This is a genomic window from Campylobacter concisus (assembly GCF_002914005.1).
GTDB lineage: Bacteria > Campylobacterota > Campylobacteria > Campylobacterales > Campylobacteraceae > Campylobacter_A > Campylobacter_A concisus_N.
The window spans coordinates 25,962-47,730 of record NZ_POZU01000045.1; the positions used below are offsets into that span (position 1 = coordinate 25,962).

Genomic DNA, 21,769 nt, shown 5'->3' on the forward strand with positions numbered 1-21,769 from the left:
TTTTAACCTCTCATAAGCCCTAGTGGCACGATCACGCTAAACCTCTTATCGGCTCCTGGGTGCGGGACGATAAGGCGTGGCGTCTTATAGACTTTTTTACTAAAATACAAAATATCCAGATCAAGCGTACGTGGTGCATTTTTAAATGTCCTCACACGCTTAAATTTACTCTCATAGTGCCTCAAAATTTTTAGCAAATCCCGAGGGCTCATAGATGTTTGTAAATTTATAACAGCGTTACTAAAATCATCCTGCGCTTCGTAGCCAAACGCCGCATTTATAAGTATTGGCGATACTTCAACTACGTGAAAACGCCTATCTTCATTAATCGCTCTTATAAATTTATCAAACCTCTTTGCGCTATCGCCGATGTTGCCACCCATGCCAACTAGCACCTCATACTTAAACTCATCTCTTTTATGAAAAAAACTAGGGCAAAAACGGCTTTTTACGATCTTTCTTGCTCCAGCTAGCCTCATAAAATCTCGCACCCACCTTCTCTTGCGACCACAACGTCTTCGATGCGCACGCCAAATTCATTTTCTAGATAAATTCCAGGCTCTATACTAAAGACCATGCCCTCTTTTATGAGCGTTTCGCTCCTTGCTGAGATGACTGGAAGCTCGTGTATATCGACACCTACGCCGTGCCCTGTCGAGTGAAAAAAGGCTTTTTCATATCCAGCCTTTGCTATCACGTTCCTTGCTGCAAGGTCTATCTCGCACGCCATAACGCCAGCTCTTGCGACCTTTATCGCAGCAGCCTGAGCCTCTTTTACGATCTCGTAAATTTCTTGCATTTTGGCGTTTTTAAATTTTTGCTCCTTTGAGAAGTTAAAATTTTCATCAAAGCAAGCAGTTCTGGTGCGATCAGAGCAGTAGCGATTAAATTTAACCCCAGCATCAAGTAGTAGCAAATCGCCCCTTTTTAAAATTTTATCCCCAGGCAACGCATGCGCCTTTGCTGCATTTTCATTTATCGCCACGATCGGATCAAAGCTAAGGCCTAGCTCGTTTTTTTGCCTAAAAATGAGCGAGGCGTTAAAATGAAGCTCTTTTTCGCTCATACCCTCACCATTTTCACGCACAAATTTAGCAAATTCATCAAAGCATTTTGCTCCAAATTCGCTAGCCTTTTTTAAAATTTTTATCTCATCCTCGATTTTGCAAATTCTCTTTAGTCTAGAGAAATTTGCCTTTGGCTTGAAATTTATCTTAAAACCCTTACTAAGTGCGTTAAACTCGCTGATACTTAGCTCGTCAGGGTTAAAAACAAGGCTACTTGGCTTCATCTTTCTTAAAAATGCCCGCACCTCGCTTATTAAATTTCTCTGCGCTAAAAGAACGACCACGCCAGCATTTACGCAGCTTTTTGCCTCAAAATAATACCTCGCGTCCGTGAAAAAGTATTTCACGCCGTCAAGAAATAGCAAAAATTCATTGTCGCAGCTATAACCGCACTCGTAAAATACAGCGTTTTCGTCCTTTAAGATGAAATTCATTGTGCGTTTTGATTTGCTCTTACTGCTTTTATTTGCTCAAAAATTTGAAGCATGCCTATCATCGCTAAATGATAGCCAACTGGTCCAAAACCCACGATCTGGCCTGCTGCAACTGGTGCGATAAGGCTTTTATGGCGGAACTCTTCTCTTCTATAAACGTTGCTGATATGCACCTCGATAACTGGCAGCGCAACCGCACTTAGCGCATCACGGATAGCGATAGAGGTGTGAGTGTAAGCTGCTGGATTTATGATGATGCCGTCAGCATCGCCCAAGCACTCTTGGATCTTATCGACTAGCTCGCCCTCAAGGTTGCTTTGAAAAAACTCGATCTCAACGTCATTTTGATCGGCGACGATCTTCATTTGAGAGTGGATATCCTCCATCTTCATAACGCCGTAAATTCCTGGCTCTCTAGCGCCAAGCATATTGATATTTGGGCCTTGGATAACCATTATTTTTAGCTTCTTATCCATGTCACTCCTTTTTGATTAAATAGCCCAAATTATACATTTTCGTTCCTAAATTTTCGCTACAATAACAAAAATTTAAGGCTAGAAATGGAAATTTTAAAAGCAAAAAAGATCATCACTGGCGGAGAAAATCCAAAAATTTTAAGAAATTCTTGTCTTGTTATTGAAAATGATAAAATTTTAGAAATTACAAGCGAAAAAGAGGCGCAAAAGAAATTTAAAGATGCGAAAATTTGCGACTTTGGTGAGAGCGTGATCGCCCCAGCCTTCGTAAATACACACGTTCATTTAGAGTTTAGCTCAAACGTTAGCACACTAAAATATGGCGACTTTATAAAATGGCTTGGCTCTATCGTCGATAAAGGCGGCGAGCTAGCTAAAATGGACGCTAAAAAGGCGATGAGTGAAGCTATAAATTCGATGTTAAAAAGCGGAGTTTGTGCCATTGGTGAGATATCTAGCTTTGGCTCGGAGCTTGAAATTTTAGCCGCTAGTCCGCTAAAAGTAGTGCTTTTTAGTGAAATTTTAGGCTCAAGCGAGCAGATGTGCGAACAAAATTTGCAAAATTTCTTAGCTAAATTTGAAAAAACAAAGGGCTATAAAAGCCAAAATTTCACCCCAGCCATCTCGCTGCACTCGCCCTACTCTGTGCACCCAAAGCTAGCTAAAGCCGCCCTTGAGATAGCCAAAAAAGATGACTTGCTAGTTAGCACGCACTTTTTAGAGAGCAAGGCTGAAAAGCAGTGGCTAGAACGTGGCAGCGGTGGCTTTAAAAAGCACCTTTTAAGATTTAGCCCAGATCCAAGGCCGATGTATGACACGCAGGGCTATTTTGCGATGTTTCGCGAGATAAACACACTCTTTACACACTGCGTTTATGTGAGCGATTTTGCTAAATTTCAGCCTCACCACAGTGTGACGCACTGCGCCGTTTCAAACAGACTGCTTGGCAAAAAGGCGCTAAATCTAAAAGAAATTTTTAAAAACAACGTTAGTCTAAACATCGGCACAGACGGACTTAGCTCAAATATCAGCCTAAATTTCTGGCATGAGTTAAGAGCCGCCCTTTTTACCCACGCCAGCCTTGATCTAAACGAGCTTGCCACTAGGCTTTTTGTCGCTGCAACGCATGGGGGCGCAAAGGCGCTTAGGACAAATAACGGCGAGATAAAGGCAGGGCGCGCGGCTGACCTTGCAGTCTATAACGACATAGAGTGCGATGATAGCGAGCTAATACTTCAGCTCATACTTCATACAAACGAGGCTAAAAAACTATATATCGGAGGCAAAATTTGCAAATTTTAAGGCTTATTTTTAGAGGGATTTTGGGGATTTTTAAATTTATAAATAGCTACTTTAAGGCGCTTATATTTTTACTGATCTTATTTTTCATATTTGCACCAAATAGCAAGATGAAAGAGCCAAATTTAGCCCGCATAGACATCACCGGCACGATAGTAGATACTAGCGAAATTTTAGAAGAGCTCGAAAAAGCAAGGCTTGATAGCAACATCAAAGGCGTGCTGCTCTACATTGACAGCCCAGGTGGCGCGCTAAGCCCGAGCGTGGAGCTAGCCATGGCGGTCAAGCGACTAAAAGAGAGCAAAAAAGTGCTCGCATACGCCGCTGGCAACATGGCAAGTGGTAGTTACTACGCTGGAGTAAATGCCGACGCCATCATCGCAAACCCTGGCGCTTTCATAGGCTCGATCGGCGTCATCATGCAAGGGGCAAACATCGAAAATTTAGCCAAAAATTTAGGCGTGAGCGAGCAGGTAGTGAAGGCTGGCGAGTTTAAAGAGGCTGGCACCTTTATGAGGAGCTGGAGCAAGCAGGAGCGTGAGAGCTTGCAAGGGCTAGTAAATGACGCTTACATGCTCTTTGTAAGCGACGTGGCGGAGGCTAGAAATTTAGATATCAAGAAAAAAGACGAGTGGGCAAATGCAAGGGTCTTTTTGGCGCACAATGCCCTAAAAATGGGGCTAATTGACAGCCTTGGCAGCTACATAGACGCTCAAGATGAGCTAGCAAAAATAAGCCTCGTAGATGAGCCCGTCTGGCAAGAAAAACCGCAGCTCGAAAAGATAATGGAGAAATTTACAAAGCAAGGCATAAACTCGCTTTTTGGCGCATTTTTTGAGACAAAGCTCAAATAATCAAACCAAAAGATCAAGACAGGGATAAACTGCATATAGTAGTATAAATTTAGCTCATGCTTTGCAAAAATTTTTTGGCTATATTTTTTAGCTTAAACTCATAAAGTATATTTTGGATTTTATCTGCTGATCTTATATCTAAACCAAGATCATTTGCTAAAATTTTGTAATAAATTTGCGGGCTATCTTTTAGATTAATTGGTGGTGATTTTGAGCTTTTTGAGAGCTTTTTGCCATCTTTTAAAAGTAGCTTATGATGAATAAAATTAGCATTATAAAAGCTAAAATTTAGCCTTTTTGCAAGGTATCTTTGAGCTAGCGTGCAAGCCTTTAGATCCTCGCCTCTAACAACCAAATTTATACCCATATCCTCGTCATCTATCACACTTGCAAAGTTGTAAGCCGGAGTAAAATCTTTTTTGTAAATCACAAAATTGCCCATTTGCTCTGCCACAAGCTTACCAAGAGGATCACCCTCATCCACGCTTAGTCTAATAGCGGTCTTGTCTTTTATAAATTTTAGATTTTTATTTTTACAAATTTTAGTGTAAATGCCGTTTATGTAGGCATTTTTTGTAGTCCTTGAACATTCACAGATATAAATTTCATTAAGCTTTTTTAGCACATTTTCATATCTTTGAGACCTCGTTTTAAAGCTAAAATTACACTCAAAGTCACTTACATTAATTGGACCTTTATCGTAATCGATTTCCAAAAATTCTAAAACATCAAAGATATTTTGAACAAATTCTTGCCGGTATCTACTAAGATCATAATCATCGATACGTAAGTACAAAACGCCATTTGCCGAACGTGTCAAGAGATAAGTTAAGATGAAGTTATAAGCATTGCCAGCATGCAAAAACCCACTAGGCGTAGGAGCTATGCGGGATGCTATGCCACCATTTGGTGGCAAATAGTCATTAATCCCTTGGTCTAGCCTCATTTACCCTTAAAGTACGTCCGCCTAGTTCTTTTTCATTTAGTGCGTCTATAGCTTTTTGTCCCTCATTTGCATCGTCCATTTCAACAAAGCCAAAGCCTTTTGAGCGATCAGTTTCTCTATCTTTTACTATTTTTGCTCGCCTTACTTCACCAAATTGCGCAAAGGCTTCCTTCAATTCTGCCTCTGTCGTTCTATACGACAAATTTCCTACATAAATATTCACAGGAGTGTTCCTTAAAAAAATTACCGATTTATTCGGTTAGTGTGATAATAGCTAATTTTCGTCAAAAAGATGTAAAAAATCAAAAATTTATTATATTTTTTTGAAAAATATTCTTAAAAGATACAAACTCGTATATATAGAGCTTCTATAACTATCACTAAATAAAATCTAATTTTAAGTTTAAAAAGAATAATTAAATAAAAAATTATTTTATCTTTATAAGCTATTTATAAAGTAAATCATTCTTTACTTTAAGATATGCTTCATCACCAAGTAAATTTTTAACTATAAAAAGTGCAAATTCCATTGAAAAAGCAGGACCTTTTGCTGTAATAATATTTTGATCCCTCAATACACTCTTACCGTTATCATAGCCCCTTTTATCATTTCTTACATTTTCTTCAAATTCTGGATAACAAACAAAATGATCTTTTAGCACACTAGCACTCTCAAGCACCATAGGAGCAGCACAAATGGCACAAATAAGTTTATTGCTTTTATCAAAATTTTGCAAAATTGCTTTGAGCCTTGTATCGTTTGCTAGATTGCTAGCTCCTGGAAGTCCACCAGGAAGGACGATCGCATCATAGTCTAGCTCTTTCATCTCGCGAAGTGTCACATCAGCCTTTACGCATATATTGTGACATCCTTTGATGTTTACGTCATTTAGCCCAACAATAGAAGCTATCGCTCCAGCTCTACGTAAAACATCAACAGAAGTTAGTGCTTCTATCTCCTCAAATCCTTCAGCTAAAATCACAGCAACTTTTTTCATAAATTTATCCTTTCAAGTAATATGTTTTATTTGTTAAGTAAAATTTTATATAATATTGGCTTATTTCACAAGAAAGGACAGAGCATGCAAGTAAAAATTATTTACTGCAACTCTTGAAACTATCGTCCGGTAGCTTCTCGTGTAGAAGATGAAATAAAAGCGAACTTTAGTGATGCAAGAGTCGAAAAGGTTGTAGGTGATGGTGGAAATTTCATCGTCGAGGTTGATGGAGATGTTATATTTTCTAAGAAAGATCGCATCGGAAATGATGAAGCGAGATTTCCTCACGGTGAAGAGATCACAACTCTTATAAACAAATATCTTAAAGAAAAGTCGGCTTAATGCTAGCTACCGAGACGGGAAACCGTCTCGTTTTTCCCTTCTTTTTACATGTTTTTCTACTATCTTGATATAAAAATTTTATAGTTAAAGCATTAGCCTATTTCGCTAAGAATTTTCATTTTTTTATATATTTTTTTGATTTTTAAAGAATTTATGAGCTGATGTTTGATCATGTTTATTTTTTTTCGAGCATAAAAATTTTATGCATTCTATGCTAGTGCTACTTGAAATTTTACAATGTATGAAATGAAGTTTTTGCTAAAGTCAATACTTTTTAAATAGTGACTTTAGCTAAGCATTAGGCTTACTAAACGTAAATTTAGTAAGAAAGATTAAACTGCTTTATTTATTTGCACGCTCGATATACTCGCCGCGAACAGTATCCACACGGATAACCTCACCCTCAAGTACGTGAAATGGTATCTGAACTACCGCACCACTCTCAAGAGTAGCTGGCTTTTTACCACCTTGCGTATCACCCTTGAAATTTGGTGGAGTCTCAACTATCTTTAGCTCAACTACTTGTGGCACTTCAACGCCGATCGCATTGCCATTGTGAAATAAAATTTCAACCATCATGCCATCGATCATCCATTTTTTAACATCACCCACATCTTCGTCGCTGATAGCAACTTGCTCATAAGTAACCGTATCCATAAACTGGCAATACTCACCATCGTCATAAAGATACTGCATTTCTTTTTCTTCAAGATGTGGCTGCTCACATTTATCGCCTGCGTGAAAAGTCTTTTCAAGCACTTTTCCGTCGATAAAAGATTTGATTTTTGCACGAACAAAAGCTGCACCTTTGCCCGGTTTTACGTGTTGATATTCTACGATTTTATAAGGAACACCGTCTATTTCTATCTTTAATCCCTTTTTTAGATCGCCCATTGAATATGAAGCCATTTTTTTATCCTTTCAAAATTTATATAACTGCGTATTGAGCCCAAACGCAAGCTTCAAGTGCGTTTAGTCTCTCTAGCGTTTCTGTTTTTATATGTTCATCAACTAATATGACAGCAAGTGCCATACCATGCTCATCTCTGCCAAGACGGAAGTCTGCGATGTTTATCTTCTCGTCAGCTAAAATTTTACTGATCTGAGCAATAACGCCTGGCACATCATGGTTTTTAAAGATAATCATCTTACCTTTTGGCTTAAAATCGGTCTTAAATCCATTTATTGTTACGATACGTTGCTGATTTTCACCAAATACCGTTCCACCTACGGTTACAATGCCATTTTCAGTAGTTAAGCGAACGGTAATTTTATTTTTAAAAATGCTATCTCCGCCAAGACTAGTTTCAGTCACTATACCTTTTTCATCGCATAAAAATTTAGCATTTACATAATTTATCGCATCACCAAGACTCTCTTTTAAAGCACCTACGATTGCAAAAGTTAGCATTGAATTTGCATATTCGCTAATCTGACCGTGAGTCTCGATACGAATAGCTTTAATAACGCTTTTATTTATCTGTGCAGCAAGAAAAGCCATCTTGCTTGTAAGCTCGATATAAGGCTCAACAAATGGCGGTAGATCTTCTGTTTTGATCGGTAAATTTAGAGCATTTGGATAGCTGATACCACGTGCTGCTGAAATAGCTTGCTCAACTGCCTCAACTGCGATGTTTCGCTGTGACTCAAGCGTATTTGCTCCAAGGTGTGGGGTGACGCTTACATTATTTAGATCAAGAAGTGGATGATCAGTTGCTGGCTCTCTTGTAAAAACATCAATACCAGCGAATGCTATTTTGCCACTTTTTAGTCCTTCATAAAGCGCTTCTTCGTTATAAAGACCGCCTCTAGCACAGTTTATAAGTCTTACGCCATCTTTCATTTTTGCGATCTCTTTGGCGCCGATCATATTTGCTGTCTCTTTAGTTTTTGGTGTATGTATCGTGATAAAATCACATGCTAAAATATCATCAAAATTTTTAGTATAAGTACCACCCATGTCAATAACTTTAGATGGCTCAATATATGGATCATAAGCGATGATCTCCATACCAAAAGCTTTTGCACGAATAGCTACCCTTGAGCCAATATTTCCAAAGCCGATCACGCCAAGCTTTTTCTTAAAAAGCTCAACCCCATACCATTTCTCACGCTTCCAAATTCTATCTAGCTTTAGATCATTATGAGCGTATTCAAGAGATCTAGCTGAAGCTAGCATATGAGCCATTGTTAGCTCAACTGCAGCAATAGTGTTTGCAGTTGGAACATTCATAGCTATTATGCCACGCCTTGAGCATCCTTCTATATCGACATTATCTACACCAACACCAGCTCTAACAATAGCTTTTAGTTTTTTACCAGCGTTTAAAAAGGCCTCGTTTACTTCAGTTGAGCTTCTTGTTATAGCAACATCAGCCTCGCCTAAAATTTTTAAAAGTTCATCTTTGGGAGTATTAACTGCATCTATTACGTTTATATCTTGCTCTTTTTTCAAAAGCTCAAAACCTATTGGATGTATCGCATCGCAAACAATGATAGTCTTCATAATTTCACCTCTCTCACACTTGAGTGGATATCATAAACTCTTAGTTCTAAAATGATATTTTGTAGAAGCTTAGAGTCTTGAGTATTTAAAAATATCTGGCTTTTTGTACCATCTTTTACAACAGTAAAATCAACCTCACTTTTTCTTAAAGTCTGCATCAAACAAAACATTGAATAGATATCATTTTTATCTATCAAAAGCTCATATGCAGTAATCTTTGGTTTTTCTATTTTGGGTCGGTTGTATTCTATAAAAATTTCATTTACAGGCAGCACATAATCTCTTTTTCTAATAGTTGCTAGCTCACTCATCCAGTTAATATTACTGGTCGTGTTTCTGGTTAAATTTTGCTCATTTGTGATATTTTCTTCATGTATTTGGCTGAAATTTACACTTGCAAATTTAACAAGAGAAATTCCAACCAAACCCAATATTGCAAATAGCAGGACAACTACTAATAAAAGTATGCGTCTGCCCATTTAAACTAAAGTAATTGTTCTTTTATAATATCGCCAAGTGTTACTTTATCATCATTATCATTGATCTCATTTAACACTTCACGCTCTTTTTGTTTTGCTAAACGGCGTATGCTTAGGCGAATTCTATTTTTCTTCTCATCAATAAATGCAATAGCTGCTTCGATCTCATCACCGATCTTAAGTGTGCTAACATCTACACCACCTAGATCTTCTTTGCGGATTAGTGCATCAACGTTATCGCCAAGCTCTACAAACACACCAAAGTCTTTAATGTCGCGAATTGTTCCTTTTACGATATCGCCTACATTAAATTTATCAGCAAATACTTGAACTGGACTTTGTTTTAGGTCTTTTAGGCTAAGTGAAACTTTTTGTTCAGCACTATCGATTTTGATGATTTTTACTTCAAGCTCGTCACCAGCTTTAAACATATCTTTGCATTTATCGTTTCTATCCCAAGATGCGTCTTCGTTATGCAACAAGCCTTCAACGCAACCCACTCTAACAAATGCACCAAAATTTGTGATAGTTGTCACAACGCCTTTTACTACGTCGCCCTCTTTATGTTTTGCCTTAAACTCATCAAATGGCTTTGGAAGTAAATTTTTAAGGCTCACTCTTAGACGGTGTCCTTTTGCATCTATCTCAATAACCTCAACATCGATCTCTTGACCTTCATTGATGTGATCTTTTGGATTTTTGATATTTTTGTCCCATGAAATTTCAGATATATGTAAAAATCCTTCAATATCATTTCCAAGATCAACAAATGCGCCATAAGGCTCGATATTGCTAACTGTAACTTTGATAGTGTCACCAACCTCTAGTCCATCATTTATGATCTCTTCCCAAGGATCTGGAGTAGCTGCCTTGATAGATAAAGACAAGTGGCGTTTTTCGTTGTCATAGCTGATAACTTTAACTAAAACTTTATCGCCTTCTTTATATAGTGAGCTAGGGTTTACTGGGCCTTTATAACTTATCTCACTGTAATGCACAAGCCCATCGACTCCACCAACATCAACAAACATACCATAAGTTGTGATTTTTTTAACTGTACCCTCTATAACGCTATCATTTTCTACTATGCTTGATAGAGCTTCTTTACGCTTTTTGCGGTCGTCATCTAAAATTTTCTTTCTAGAGACAACTATGCTATTTTCTTCTTTATCAATTTTTATAACTCTTACTTTATATGTTTTACCAATTACTCCTTCAGCATTTTTAAAGCCACTGTGAGTTTTTGGTAAGAAAAATTCCACGCCATTTGCATCTTGAGTTATAAAACCACCTTTATTTTTTCCAACTACTTTTACATCTATTTCGCCAGAATTTTCAGGATCGTAAGCTTCGATGAAAGCTTTAACTTTCTCTTTTCTAAGTGCTTTTTTGTGCGACACCATAGGTCTTCCATTTCTTGATCCAGTTATTACAACTTTGATCGTATCGCCAACTTTATGCGTCAGGTTGCCGTTTGCATCAGTGATCTCAGAAACATTTAAAATGCCTTCTGACTTCTTGCCAACGTCGATTAAAACCTCATCACCATTGATACTGACGATTTTTGCGTCACTATCTTCTTCAGTCTTTTTAAAAGACTCCTCTAACATCGCAGCAAAATCGATATCTTCAATATCTTCGTCTTTTGCTTTTCCTAATTGAACACTTTTGTTCACAGCCATCTTGATCCTTTAAATTTTATTATGCCAGTAGAGGCAAATTGGCTTATTATAGTTAATTGTGGCTTTAGCTAGGATAAATTTTATACTTTTTTGATTCTGTCAACGACTTTTTGTATGATCCAGTCAGGCGTGCTAGCACCCGCACTTATGCCACACAAATTTTTGCCATCAAACCATGATTTTTCAAGCTCTTCTTCGCTTTCTATCAGATAGCTATCTTCGCAGAAATTTTTAGATATTAGATAGAGTTGTTTTGTATTTGAGCTATTTTTTCCACCGATGATTATCATCACATCAGCTCTCTTTGCTAAATTTTTAGCAGCCTCTTGGTTTTCAAATGTTGCGTTGCAGATAGTGTTAAAAACACGCACCTCTTTTACGTGAAGCATAAGGTAGTTTGCGATTTGCATAAATTTCTCAACTTTTCTTGTCGTTTGACTAACAAGTGCGACCTTTTGTTTAAATTTAATGCCCTCTAACTCGCTCTCATCAAGCACGACATAGACGTTACCCTTGGCGTATGACTTCACGCCCTTTACCTCAGGGTGGTGTACGTCACCATAGATCACCACATCATAACCCTCTTCGCTCATTTTTTCACAAATTTGCTGTGGCTTTGTCACAAACGGACAAGTTGCGTCGATTACTTTTATATCTGTCTTTTTTAGCTCTGCAAGGTCATTTTTAGTGATGCCATGAGTACGGATGATCGCCTTTTTCTCATCCTTTAGCTCGTCTATACCCTCAAGTGTTTTTACATTGTAGTTTTTCTCAAGCCTGTTTATCTCTTCGTTATTATGTATGAGTGGCCCAATGGTCGCAGCATCTCCTGCATTTTCAGCAATCTTTATCGCCCTTTTTACACCAAAGCAAAATCCATAACTACTAGCAAGCTCAATCTTCAACTCTAGCTCCCATTTTCTTTAAAATTTCAGCAAAATTTGGAAACGAAGTGGCGATAAATTCGCTCTTTTCTATCTGCATGCCGCACTTTAGTCCAAGTACAGCAAAGCTCATCGCAATCCTATGATCTCCATGGCTATCTATCTTGGCAAATTTAGCCTCTGAACCATTTATGATAAAACCATCTTCAAGCTCGCTAGCATCGACACCACACTGCTTTAACGCATTTATCGTGACGGCTATCCTATCGCTCTCTTTTACACGAAGCTCCTTGGCATTTGTTAGCTTGCTTTGACCTTTGGCGCAGGCAAATGCGATGGCTAAAGCTGGAGCTTCGTCGATGAGCCACGAGATATTTTCGCTAACCTCTACACCTTTTAAATTTGGTGAGTACTTGACCTCGATATCACCGATATCTTCGTATTTGCTTGAGGTTTTGTGAAATTTTATCTCAGCACCCATTTTTTCTAAAATCCTGTAAGCTTCGATGCGAGTTTTATTTAGCAAGATATTTTTTAAAATGATATGCGAATTTGGGATGATTAAAGCTGCGACCGCGAAGAAAAATGCAGAACTTGGATCATTTGGCACATCTATATCAAGTGGTGCAAGTGGGGCTTTCATCGGCTCTAAAGTGATCTCTAGGTCGCCACATTTTATATCAGCTCCCATGCCAGCAAGCATTCGCTCAGTGTGGTCTCTGCTTAGCTCTGGTTCACTAAATTTGCAACCATTTGAGTAAAGAGCCGCTAATAAAAGCGCACTTTTTACCTGAGCTGAGGCGATCTTACTCTCAAAATCAAATCTTTCAAATTTAGTCCCTCTTATGCAAAGCGGAGCGTTGTTTGCGTTATTTGCGCCATCTATCTTTGCACCCATATCGTTTAGAGGTTTTGCTATTCTAGCCATTGGACGTGAGTTTAAATATCTATCACCACTTAGCACGAAAAAGCCATCCTGTGCGGCTAGTAATCCCATAAAAAGCCTCATCGCCGTACCTGAGTTGCCACACTCTAAAATTTCATTTGGCTCTTTTATCTTTTGCGGCAGTGTGATCGTTATTTCAGAGCCATTGTCCTCAACTTTTGCGCCTAAAAGCTCGACTATCTTTAAGGTATTTAGCGTATCGCCTGCTCTTAGATAGTTTCTAACGCGAGATGGTTTGTCGCTTAAAAGCGAAAAGATCGCGCATCTATGCGAGATAGACTTATCGGCTGCAATGTCGTCGATGGTTAAATTTAGACTTTTTTCTAATGGATAAATTCTCATCTTATTCCGATATTTAGTTTCTCTTTTAGCTCGCTTAAAATTTTATCCATAAGTGCGTTTATATCATCATCTTCAAGCGTTTTTTCCATATCTTGGAATGTAAATTTGAGGCTAAGACTAATTGAGCCATTTAGCTTCACATCTTTATAAATATCAACTGGTAAAAATTCTTTTAGCTCTTTTAAATTTAGCCCTCTTATGCACTCATAAATTCGTCCAGCCTCAAAATTTTCAGGCACGATGAGGCTAAGATCCCTTGTAGTGCTTTGAAATTTAGAATAAGGCACTGCCAAAATTGGCTCAAATTTAAGCTTAGTAAAATCAATCTCGCAAACATAAGTTTTTGGCAGATCCCTTTTTGCCTCAACCCTTGCATCAACTCTGCCGATATAGCCGATATTTTCGCCATTTTGATAGATGTGTGCTTGTTCGTATGGACTAAGGTATGAGATGCCCTGACAAGGTTTTAGTTCAAATTTGCCTATGACATTTTGCACCATCGCTGCAAATGCGTAGAAATTTGCCTCCTCGCCTTTTGCACCGTTTATCAGTGTTGGCTCTTTTAAAAGTCCAGACACAACAAAGCCTAAATTTAAGCCCTGATTTGCATTTTCATCAAAAATTTCTCCAAGCTCAAAAAGTCTAACTGAGCGTTTCGAGTTTTTGATATTTTTCTCGCTTGAGCTTAGAAGGTGACTAACAAGTGTCGGTCTAAGCGTGTTTAACTCGTTATTTATAGGATTTAGTATCTTGACTTTGCATGGCTTAAAATTTAGCTCACTAAGCTCATCCTCACTATCAAAGACATAGTGCACGCTTTCAAAAAAGCCATTATCAGCTGCTCTACGCCTTAAATTTAGGGCGTTTTTATAGTCAAAATATGTCTTATTTAGCCTATTTTTCTCAGAGAAATTTAGTGGTTTTGAGGCGATATTGTCTATGCCTACTATCCTTACGATCTCCTCGCAAACATCGTGAGAATTTACTATATCATGGCGAAATAACGGCACTTTTACGTTAAAGCTTTCTTGCTCAACATTTACTGCGATCTCAAAGCCAAGTTTCTTTAAAATTTTAACGACGTCATTTCTAGCAATATCTTGACCGATCATATTTTTAAGCTCAAAAAGAGAGATACTTAGTGTTATAGACTCGGTATTTAAAAGCGACTGCTGTGAGCCAGCAAAGAGATTTAGAGCATCTTTAAAACTAGCAAGTCTTTTAAATAAATAATCCGCACCATAAGCTAAATTTGGCTCGCTACCACGACTTGAGCGATAAATTTGATCACCCTTTGGTAAATTTTTATTTTCAAAAATAGCTTTTGAAACAACATCTGGCTTTACGTAGCTAGCTTCTACTAGGATCACTTTTGACTTCTCATCTACCCTTGCTACGTCACTTTGGTAAATTCCAGCAATGCCTAAATTTTTATCCCCGCAATAAACGACGCATTCGCCATTTTCGCCATTTTTTATATCAAAAACAGCCTTTTCGCCTTCACTTACTAGTTTAGCCTGATCATAAGCCCTAAATAAAACACCCGTGCAAAATGTCGCGTATTCAAGCAGTCTCTCAACTAAATTTGTCTTTTGGCACTCTATTAATGCTAGACGCATGCGAGTTATTAGATTTTCATATAGTCCTTCTTTTAGCTCAAAAGCCTTATATAAAAATGACCCATTTACTTTATCCTCTGCTCGCACAGAAGCTATTCTGCCAATACCTAGTAAATTTTCGCTCTCATCGTCTTCGTGGCTATCTTTCATATTTAGATCAAGCGCTGCACAAATTTCTCTTGCGATGCCATGTAAATTTTGGCAATCGCCTCTGTTTGCTGTGACATCAACTTCGATTATCGTATCTTTAAATATCTCAAATTCGCTAAAGCTTGTACCAAGTTTTAGCTTACCGATGCTCTCATCAAGCGGTAAAATTCCATCGTTTACCTTTGGAAGTCCCAGCTCACTTGAAGAGCAGATCATACCACTTGACTCGATACCTCTTAGCTTTGCTTTTTTTATCTCAAGACCATTTGGCATAGTCGTGCCAATAAGTGCAACTGGCACAAACTGGCCAGCTTCAACATTTTTAGCCCCACATACGATCTGAAGCATCTCTCCACCAACATCCACTTGACAAATGCTTAGTTTATCGGCATCTGGGTGTTTCTCTCTACTTTTTATGTAGCCAACCACAATACTCTTTGGTAAATTTATCTCTTTATAGCTATCAACCTCTAGCCCGATAGAATTTAATGTCTTTGAAAGTGTCTCGCCGCTAACGTCGCTAAGGTCGATCCACTCGTTTAACCAATGCTTTGAAATTATCATTTAAACTGCTCCAACAATCTTAAATCTCCCTCAAAAAGCGACCTTAGATCAGGCACTCTATGAAGCAACATCGCAAATCTCTCAACGCCAAGGCCAAAGGCGTATCCACTTACATTTTTATAACCAACTGCCTTAAATACATTTGGATCAACGACACCACATCCAAGTACCTCAAGCCAAGTAGTCTGCTTGCACACTCTGCAGCCCTTGCCGTGGCAGAATATACAACTAATATCAACCTCTGCGCTAGGCTCCGTAAATGGGAAAAAGCTAGGGCGAAAACGCACTTCAACATCGCCAAACATGTGCTTTAAAAAGCCTTCTAGCATTGATTTTAAATTTGCAAAGCTAACTTTCTCAGCATCCTCCACCACAAGGGCCTCGACCTGGTGAAACATCGGTGTATGCGTTAAATCCATATCGCGTCTAAAGACGGTGCCTGGCGCTATCATGCGAATAGGTGGCTTTTGATTTAGCATAGTTCGCACCTGAACTGGGCTCGTATGCGTCCTTAAAAGCCTAAAATCATCTAGGTAAAATGTATCTTGCATGTCCCTTGCTGGGTGGTATTTTGGTAAATTTAGCGCCTCAAAGTTGTGAAAATCATCTTCTATTAGTGGTCCAGTTTCAAGTGAGAAATTTAGAGCTAAAAAATACTCAATTATCTTATCCATTGTAGCCATCACAGGGTGCAGCGCTCCGCTGGCAACAGGCTCATTAAATAGCGTGATATCAGCGGCTTCTTTTTTCATCTTGTTATCTATCTCTTGCTCGCTAAGCTCGGCCTTTTTAGCTTCTATTAGCGCGCCAAGCTCATCTCTTTGCTTGTTTAAATTTGTTGCAAATTCCTTTTTCTCATCTTCGCCAAGCTCTTTTAGCTTTGCAAAACCTTGCGCCAAGATGCCCTTTTTGCCAAAAATTTCTACCCTGACCTTCTCAAGATCGTCAAGCGTTGAAATTTCATTTTTGATTTTATTAACGAAATCTTGCAATTTTTTGCCTTTATAAATTTTTGAGTCGATTTTATAGAAAAAGAGTTAAAATCAAGATAAAGAGCACGAAATTTAAGCACACTTTGATATAATTTTGCAAAATTTCAAAGGAGCTAAAATGACCATATTTGAAAAGATCGTAGCTGGTGAAATCCCTTGCAACAAGGTACTTGAAAGCGAGAAATTTCTAGCTTTTAATGACATAAACCCAAAAGCACCAATCCACATCCTAATCATCCCAAAAAAACACTATAAAAATTTCCAAGAGATGGATCCGATTTTAATGGGAGAGATGACTAAATTTATTCAAGAAGTGGCGACCTTAATGGGCGTTGATAAGAGCGGATACCGCCTTATAACAAACTGCGGTGAAAACGGCGGTCAAGAGGTTATGCATCTACATTTTCACCTGCTTGGTGGAGCGAAGCTTGGCTGGAGCGAAGGCGTAGCTGATCCACAAAGCACATTTTAATAACTTATAAATTTTAGACTCAAAGCCTGAGTCTAAAATTTTATTTTCTTGCAGACTTAATAGCTTCAAGCAACTCTTCAAAACCTACTTTACTTGAGTTTTCGACATCTTTTAATATTTCAACGCCAGGTAGATTTCCTTTGTCTTTATCAGCAAAAATAACCATCGCTTTTTCTAGTCCATGATGAACATTTTCATGATGAGCTGCGATACTTGAGAGAATTTTGGCATCTTTTACAAGAGTATTTTTCACATCTTTTTCATACCATTTGCCAAATCTACACTCATGAACATCTTGAATTTTATTAAATTCATTTAAAAGCACACCTCTATATCCATTTAGCTTCATATTTATATGATCTATTTTTCCATTACTTACATAGACTTCATTTGTAACATTTAGAGCCTGATTTAGGATATTTTGCGTATTTGAGTTTACGCTTGAGATGTTTCCTTCAAATCCACCTAAAATTTTCATAGCATTTGCAGAAATTTTTGAGAAATTCTCACTCATTTCGATCATAGTATTCGCACTTTGCTTAAGGCCATTTATATTTACTTCTACTTCAAGTGTCGCTTTTTGAGTGCGTTCAGCTAGCTTTCTAACCTCATCTGCCACGACTGCAAAACCTCGTCCATGCTCACCAGCACGGGCCGCCTCAATAGCAGCATTTAGAGCTAGCAAATTTGTCTGATCTGAGATGTCTTTAATTAAATTTATAATCTCAGCAATCGAATTTACGCTTCCATTAAGCGAAGAAGCGTCATTTGAAAGGTCATTGCTCATCTGGCTTACTTGCTCGATCGAGTTTAAAATTTCAGCCGTTTGCGACTTGAGTTCGCCTGTCTCTTTGAAAGTTTTTTCATTTAATCCGTTTATACTTTCAAGCATTTTTAGGTTTTCTTCCATTGTTAATTGCAAGAAATTTATACCATCTTGATAACTTGAAAGCAATAAATTTACAGCCTCTTGCTTATCCTTAGCTTGCTCTTTTGGCTCGCAAGTTTTAACGTTTTTTAGCTCATTTTTAAGTGCTAAAATTTCAGCCTTTAAAGCTTCATTTTCTCTCTCTAAAGCTTCATTTTTACTAGAAAGCTCTTTATTTTTGCCATCAAAAAACATTTTTCATCCTTTAAAATTTGTAGATTTTGCGTAATTATATTTAAATTTTTACTAGATACTTGTAAATTTTAAATTTTGTTTTATATTTTTTTCTCTTTAAACCACTTTTTAATTTCATCAATCCAATCTGGATTTTTGGATTTTGAATTATTATTTTTAGATATTTCAACATATCTTTCAGCAAATTCTATTTTTCTATGTCCACAATCTTGATCAAAGAATTTTTTTAATACTTCTATCTCACTTGGTTTTAAGTTAAAACAAAAATACGAATTTAGAGACTTGTCTTTAAAATTCTTTTCATCTTCAAGTATGGCGACGATATTTTGGTCTTCGGTATATGTTTTTAATGTTTCAATAAAAACGACACCATCCAAACAGTCCTCTATTTCCGTTTTCATTTCATAATCATTGCTACTTACATCAACCAAAGACGTTTTTTGATCATTACTTTTATTTAAAATTCTTTTCGCTACCATATGGTCTTTGCATTTGCTATCACAAATAAGTTGCTCCCTCTTACCGTCACTATCTATTAAACAATATATTTTACCATTTATGTTATCTTTTTCTGACATTGGTAGTTTTAAATACTCATAAATTTTTATAACTTCGGAAGCTCCTCCAACTGGTAGTATTCTTAAATTATTATCTTCCACTAAGTCCTTGAAATAAAAATCAAAATAAATCTTATCAGAACTACCTTCACAAATTAACCAGTTGTATGGTTTATTTAATCTTACTGATGAAATAATGGATTGCACTAAATCATGTATACTCTTTAGTTGTATATCATTTGGCATTTCTACGTCTTCATCTTTTCTATTTTTTACTATTTGTCTTAATCTTTCTCTATAGTTATATAAGTTAAACGTATTGAAATTAAATCTTATCTTATCTCCATCAACTTCTTTTGATAAAAAATGAGCATTTCCGCTCAGTGTTACAGGTAAAAAACCATACCAATGGGTTGTAATCAAGATTTGCATATTATTTTTTTGCAAATTTATTATCTTTTCAAACTGACTAAAATTATTTGAGACACTCAATGAAGCCTCTGGTTCATCTACTGCAAATATAATTTCTTTATTTCTTATATCTTGACTACTAAGTAGCCCTACAGACACTTCTATAAATGCTTGTCGTTTTTCACCAGAACTCAACTGATCAGCAGATATTTTCTTATTATCTTTAATTTTATGTAGAGTTCTAATAGAAAAGAATAGCTCAATAACTTTTTGAGTCAATTCGTTCATGCTAATATTTGTTCTTTTAGAATGCTTATATGTATAAAATTTAAGTTTACTTTCCAACTCGCCAATAAAAGCATTCAATTTTATATTTATATTATCTAAGGTTTTATCGGCTATTATTTCTCTAATTTTCTCATTAATGTCGGTACCAATTAGTTTTTGCATATTGTTTGTTTCGAGTTTCGTAAACTCTTCTATTCCGGCTTCTACAGGCATATAAATATAAGAATAATACTCTCTGATAAAACCATTAATATCAGCAAGTCCTTTTCTCAATTTTTCATTACTCTCTTCTTTTTGGCTATCAAATTCTTGTATGGCAAACAAATTAGCTATGATGCCATCAAAAGAGCCAAAATGAGCATGCGTTGTACTCCAGTATCCCCTGCCAGACAATACTAGATAGTGAGTAGTCTTATACAACTCATCAAGCCTTCTCAAATTAAGCATCATATTCTTCGCTTCAATGCTCTTGCTTCCTAATTGACTCTCTACAGTATCAAAGTCCCACATGCACTCGCTAATTTTTTCTACTTTTTCCAGTAATTTATTATTGTTACCAATTATATTTTTAGCTATATTTTTATCTATTAAATGAGCGATTGTTATATAAGGAACATTTGCATCAGTGGTACTTGCCCCTTTTGTCAAATTCCATTCCCTGTCATTAAAATAAGTATCAAGTGCCTCCAAAATTGAACTTTTCCCCACACCATTATCACCAATGTAAGCTATAAAATTATGATTAACAGTAACTGGGATATATTTAACTCCACCATATATTTTATAATTCTTTAATAAAATTCCGACAATCATTTGATTTCTCCTCGATTTTCGAACCAAGCATCTAAAATTTCTATCTGCTCATCAACGCTTTTATTTGCCGTGCCACCTTTTGAAGTGCGGGCCTCTTTTGAAGCGTGCAGATCTAGAAATTTAATGGCATTTTTATCTAAATTATCATCGACACTTTTTAGCTGCTCTTCGTTTAATTCACTCAAATCAAGTCCCAAATTTTCAGCCTTTGCGACAGCTTTACCGGTGATAAAATGCGCCGTTCTAAATGGGATATTTTTCTCACGCACTAGGTAGTCCGCTAGATCAGTGGCACTTAGATGCCCAGTTTTTGTTGCTTTTAACATATTTTTTTCATTAAATTTAGCCGTTTTTATCATCTCATTTAGGATGGTAGCCGAGCTTAAAATGGTTGAGACGCTGTCAAACACACCCTCTTTATCTTCTTGCATATCTTTATTGTAAGCAAGTGGCAAGCCCTTCATCGTAGTTAGTAGCGCTACTAAATTTCCATTTACACGCCCAGTTTTACCGCGTATGAGTTCAGCGACGTCTGGATTTTTCTTCTGTGGCATGATTGAGCTGCCTGTGCTATAAGCATCGCTAATGCTTACAAAGCCAAATTCTTGAGAGCTCCAAAGTATAAGTTCCTCGCAAAGCCTAGAAGCGTGCGTCATGAAAACGCTAATGTTAAATAAAATCTCCAGCGCAAAGTCGCGGTCGCTCACGCTATCCATCGCATTTTGCGTGCAACCTACAAAGCCAAGCTCACTTGCAACGATAGTTCTATCTATCTTATGAGGAGTGCCTGCAAGGGCTGCTGAACCAAGCGGACTTAGGTTGTTTCGCTCATATGAGCTAACAAAACGCTCAAAATCCCTCTTAAACATAAAAGCATACGCTAGCAAATGGTAGCTAAGGCTTACTGGCTGGGCGTGCTGAAGGTGCGTGTAGCCTGGCATTAGCGTATCTTTGTGGTTTTTGGCTAAATTTGTAAGCGTGGCGATGAGCTCTTTTATGAGAGATGAAATTTCTAAATTTTTCTTCAAAACATAAAATTTAAAATCAAGCGCAACTTGGTCATTTCTACTTCTAGCTGTGTGCAGTCTACCACCAAGCTCAGCTCCGATGATCTGGCTAAGGCGCTTCTCAACTGCCATATGTATATCTTCATCCTCTATTTTAAAAATAAATTTACCTGCTCTTATCTCAGATAAAACCTCATCAAGCCCCTTTATGATCGCCTCTGACTCATCTTTTTTCAAAATTCCACAAATTCCAAGCATCTTTGCGTGAGCCTTACTTCCAGCGATATCTTCTTCAAAAAGATTTTTATCAAAATTTATAGAAGCATTAAATTCCTCAAGTAACTTCGAGCTAGCCTCGCTAAATCTTCCCTCCCACATCTTTTTATGTGCGTTTTCATCTTTTTTCATAGCTTTACCTTTAATTAGTTTTTCGTGATTTTAACAAAATAGCACTTAACTGGGTATTTTAACTATAAAGTTGCAAAAATTTATAAATATAATTTATCTTTAAGGATATA

At 37.2% G+C, this 21,769-nt stretch carries 21 protein-coding genes and 1 pseudogene; 4 read left to right on the forward strand and 18 right to left on the reverse strand.

Going from position 1 to position 21,769, the window contains the following annotated elements:
- Positions 1-2 precede the first annotated feature (2 nt).
- The 3 genes from folK to aroQ are packed head-to-tail and all read right to left on the reverse strand — an operon-like array spanning position 3 to position 1,977.
- Entirely contained in the window at positions 3-479 is a 477-nt protein-coding gene (gene folK / locus CYP54_RS05315; RefSeq protein WP_103604465.1) for a 2-amino-4-hydroxy-6-hydroxymethyldihydropteridine diphosphokinase, read from the reverse strand.
- Complete coding sequence (locus CYP54_RS05320) at positions 476-1,501, reverse strand: aminopeptidase P family protein (protein ID WP_103604466.1); 1,026 nt, start codon at positions 1,499-1,501, stop codon at positions 476-478. The genes folK and CYP54_RS05320 overlap by 4 nt, the downstream gene beginning before the upstream one ends.
- Positions 1,498-1,977: a type II 3-dehydroquinate dehydratase gene (gene aroQ / locus CYP54_RS05325; RefSeq protein ID WP_009294223.1), complete on the reverse strand. Its 480-nt coding sequence runs from the start codon at positions 1,975-1,977 to the stop codon at positions 1,498-1,500. Before aroQ ends, CYP54_RS05320 begins: the two co-directional genes overlap by 4 nt.
- 84 nt (positions 1,978-2,061) lie before the next feature.
- Between aroQ and mqnF the strand changes: the two genes are divergently transcribed.
- Positions 2,062-3,279: an aminofutalosine deaminase family hydrolase gene (gene mqnF / locus CYP54_RS05330; RefSeq protein ID WP_103604467.1), complete on the forward strand. Its 1,218-nt coding sequence runs from the start codon at positions 2,062-2,064 to the stop codon at positions 3,277-3,279.
- Entirely contained in the window at positions 3,267-4,130 is an 864-nt protein-coding gene (gene sppA / locus CYP54_RS05335; RefSeq protein WP_103604468.1) for a signal peptide peptidase SppA, read from the forward strand. Before mqnF ends, sppA begins: the two co-directional genes overlap by 13 nt.
- 49 nt (positions 4,131-4,179) lie before the next feature.
- Here the strand turns inward: sppA and CYP54_RS05340 are convergent, their stop codons facing one another.
- From CYP54_RS05340 to CYP54_RS05350, 3 genes are all read right to left on the reverse strand, one after another.
- Positions 4,180-5,076: a glutamate--tRNA ligase family protein gene (locus tag CYP54_RS05340; protein ID WP_103604469.1), complete on the reverse strand. Its 897-nt coding sequence runs from the start codon at positions 5,074-5,076 to the stop codon at positions 4,180-4,182.
- A complete protein-coding gene (gene rbp / locus CYP54_RS05345) occupies positions 5,054-5,299 on the reverse strand; it encodes an RNA-binding regulator (RefSeq protein ID WP_009294719.1) in 246 nt (81 codons plus the stop codon). Before rbp ends, CYP54_RS05340 begins: the two co-directional genes overlap by 23 nt.
- Before the next feature lie 223 nt (positions 5,300-5,522).
- Entirely contained in the window at positions 5,523-6,074 is a 552-nt protein-coding gene (locus CYP54_RS05350; RefSeq protein WP_103604470.1) for a DJ-1 family glyoxalase III, read from the reverse strand.
- Positions 6,075-6,158: 84 nt separating this feature from the next.
- On the opposite strand from CYP54_RS05350, the gene CYP54_RS05355 reads away from it, so the two are divergent.
- On the forward strand, positions 6,159-6,416 hold the full coding sequence (locus CYP54_RS05355) for a SelT/SelW/SelH family (seleno)protein (RefSeq protein ID WP_257640185.1): 258 nt from the start codon (positions 6,159-6,161) through the stop codon (positions 6,414-6,416).
- Positions 6,417-6,758: 342 nt separating this feature from the next.
- On the opposite strand, the gene efp is transcribed toward CYP54_RS05355, so the two are convergent.
- The 8 genes from efp to pheS all read right to left on the reverse strand — a co-directional run bounded on the left by efp (position 6,759) and on the right by pheS (position 16,580).
- The gene (gene efp / locus CYP54_RS05360; protein ID WP_021090997.1) at positions 6,759-7,325 is read right to left on the reverse strand and encodes an elongation factor P; all 567 of its coding nucleotides are present in this window, start codon (positions 7,323-7,325) and stop codon (positions 6,759-6,761) included.
- Positions 7,326-7,344: 19 nt separating this feature from the next.
- On the reverse strand, positions 7,345-8,925 hold the full coding sequence (gene serA, locus CYP54_RS05365; RefSeq protein ID WP_258033672.1) for a phosphoglycerate dehydrogenase: 1,581 nt from the start codon (positions 8,923-8,925) through the stop codon (positions 7,345-7,347).
- Entirely contained in the window at positions 8,919-9,401 is a 483-nt protein-coding gene (locus CYP54_RS05370) for a hypothetical protein (protein ID WP_103604472.1), read from the reverse strand. Before CYP54_RS05370 ends, serA begins: the two co-directional genes overlap by 7 nt.
- A gap of 5 nt (positions 9,402-9,406) precedes the next feature.
- Positions 9,407-11,083 (reverse strand): 30S ribosomal protein S1, encoded by a 1,677-nt coding sequence (locus CYP54_RS05375; RefSeq protein ID WP_103604473.1) that lies wholly within the window; start codon positions 11,081-11,083, stop codon positions 9,407-9,409.
- An 80-nt stretch (positions 11,084-11,163) separates the two neighbouring features.
- On the reverse strand, positions 11,164-11,988 hold the full coding sequence (locus CYP54_RS05380) for a 4-hydroxy-3-methylbut-2-enyl diphosphate reductase (protein ID WP_103604474.1): 825 nt from the start codon (positions 11,986-11,988) through the stop codon (positions 11,164-11,166).
- Positions 11,978-13,255 (reverse strand): 3-phosphoshikimate 1-carboxyvinyltransferase, encoded by a 1,278-nt coding sequence (gene aroA / locus CYP54_RS05385; RefSeq protein ID WP_103604475.1) that lies wholly within the window; start codon positions 13,253-13,255, stop codon positions 11,978-11,980. Before aroA ends, CYP54_RS05380 begins: the two co-directional genes overlap by 11 nt.
- On the reverse strand, positions 13,252-15,588 hold the full coding sequence (gene pheT / locus CYP54_RS05390) for a phenylalanine--tRNA ligase subunit beta (RefSeq protein ID WP_103604476.1): 2,337 nt from the start codon (positions 15,586-15,588) through the stop codon (positions 13,252-13,254). The genes aroA and pheT overlap by 4 nt, the downstream gene beginning before the upstream one ends.
- Positions 15,585-16,580: a phenylalanine--tRNA ligase subunit alpha gene (gene pheS, locus CYP54_RS05395; protein ID WP_103604477.1), complete on the reverse strand. Its 996-nt coding sequence runs from the start codon at positions 16,578-16,580 to the stop codon at positions 15,585-15,587. Before pheS ends, pheT begins: the two co-directional genes overlap by 4 nt.
- Positions 16,581-16,698: 118 nt before the next feature.
- Between pheS and CYP54_RS05400 the strand changes: the two genes are divergently transcribed.
- Positions 16,699-17,052, forward strand: a complete 354-nt coding sequence (locus CYP54_RS05400; protein WP_072594719.1) for a histidine triad nucleotide-binding protein — start codon at positions 16,699-16,701, stop codon at positions 17,050-17,052.
- Between the two features lie 40 nt (positions 17,053-17,092).
- On the opposite strand, the gene CYP54_RS10280 is transcribed toward CYP54_RS05400, so the two are convergent.
- From CYP54_RS10280 to argH, 4 genes and pseudogenes are all read right to left on the reverse strand, one after another.
- A complete protein-coding gene (locus tag CYP54_RS10280) occupies positions 17,093-17,401 on the reverse strand; it encodes a CZB domain-containing protein (protein WP_374048490.1) in 309 nt (102 codons plus the stop codon).
- A 69-nt stretch (positions 17,402-17,470) separates the two neighbouring features.
- Positions 17,471-17,764 (reverse strand): annotated as a pseudogene (locus CYP54_RS10285) (methyl-accepting chemotaxis protein); the annotation flags it as partial.
- 491 nt (positions 17,765-18,255) lie between these two features.
- Positions 18,256-20,244, reverse strand: coding sequence for an AAA family ATPase (locus CYP54_RS05410; RefSeq protein ID WP_103604479.1), 1,989 nt, complete (start codon positions 20,242-20,244; stop codon positions 18,256-18,258).
- Entirely contained in the window at positions 20,241-21,659 is a 1,419-nt protein-coding gene (gene argH / locus CYP54_RS05415; RefSeq protein WP_103604480.1) for an argininosuccinate lyase, read from the reverse strand. The genes CYP54_RS05410 and argH overlap by 4 nt, the downstream gene beginning before the upstream one ends.
- Between the last annotated feature and the right edge of the window lie 110 nt (positions 21,660-21,769).

Excerpts from the sequence above, each read along its gene's own strand:
- CYP54_RS05350 (WP_103604470.1), bottom strand. The coding sequence starts at position 6,074 with ATGAAAAAAGTTGCTGTGATTTTAGCTGAAGGATTTGAGGAGATAGAA.
- pheT (WP_103604476.1), bottom strand. The coding sequence starts at position 15,588 with ATGATAATTTCAAAGCATTGGTTAAACGAGTGGATCGACCTTAGCGAC.
- CYP54_RS10280 (WP_374048490.1), bottom strand. The coding sequence starts at position 17,401 with ATGAAGCTAAATGGATATAGAGGTGTGCTTTTAAATGAATTTAATAAA.
- aroA (WP_103604475.1), bottom strand. The coding sequence starts at position 13,255 with ATGAGAATTTATCCATTAGAAAAAAGTCTAAATTTAACCATCGACGAC.
- folK (WP_103604465.1), bottom strand. The coding sequence starts at position 479 with ATGAGGCTAGCTGGAGCAAGAAAGATCGTAAAAAGCCGTTTTTGCCCT.
- CYP54_RS05375 (WP_103604473.1), bottom strand. The coding sequence starts at position 11,083 with ATGGCTGTGAACAAAAGTGTTCAATTAGGAAAAGCAAAAGACGAAGAT.
- mqnF (WP_103604467.1), top strand. The coding sequence starts at position 2,062 with ATGGAAATTTTAAAAGCAAAAAAGATCATCACTGGCGGAGAAAATCCA.
- CYP54_RS05320 (WP_103604466.1), bottom strand. The coding sequence starts at position 1,501 with ATGAATTTCATCTTAAAGGACGAAAACGCTGTATTTTACGAGTGCGGT.
- efp (WP_021090997.1), bottom strand. The coding sequence starts at position 7,325 with ATGGCTTCATATTCAATGGGCGATCTAAAAAAGGGATTAAAGATAGAA.
- CYP54_RS05410 (WP_103604479.1), bottom strand. The coding sequence starts at position 20,244 with ATGATTGTCGGAATTTTATTAAAGAATTATAAAATATATGGTGGAGTT.
- CYP54_RS05400 (WP_072594719.1), top strand. The coding sequence starts at position 16,699 with ATGACCATATTTGAAAAGATCGTAGCTGGTGAAATCCCTTGCAACAAG.
- CYP54_RS05370 (WP_103604472.1), bottom strand. The coding sequence starts at position 9,401 with ATGGGCAGACGCATACTTTTATTAGTAGTTGTCCTGCTATTTGCAATA.
- CYP54_RS05340 (WP_103604469.1), bottom strand. The coding sequence starts at position 5,076 with ATGAGGCTAGACCAAGGGATTAATGACTATTTGCCACCAAATGGTGGC.
- aroQ (WP_009294223.1), bottom strand. The coding sequence starts at position 1,977 with ATGGATAAGAAGCTAAAAATAATGGTTATCCAAGGCCCAAATATCAAT.
- argH (WP_103604480.1), bottom strand. The coding sequence starts at position 21,659 with ATGAAAAAAGATGAAAACGCACATAAAAAGATGTGGGAGGGAAGATTT.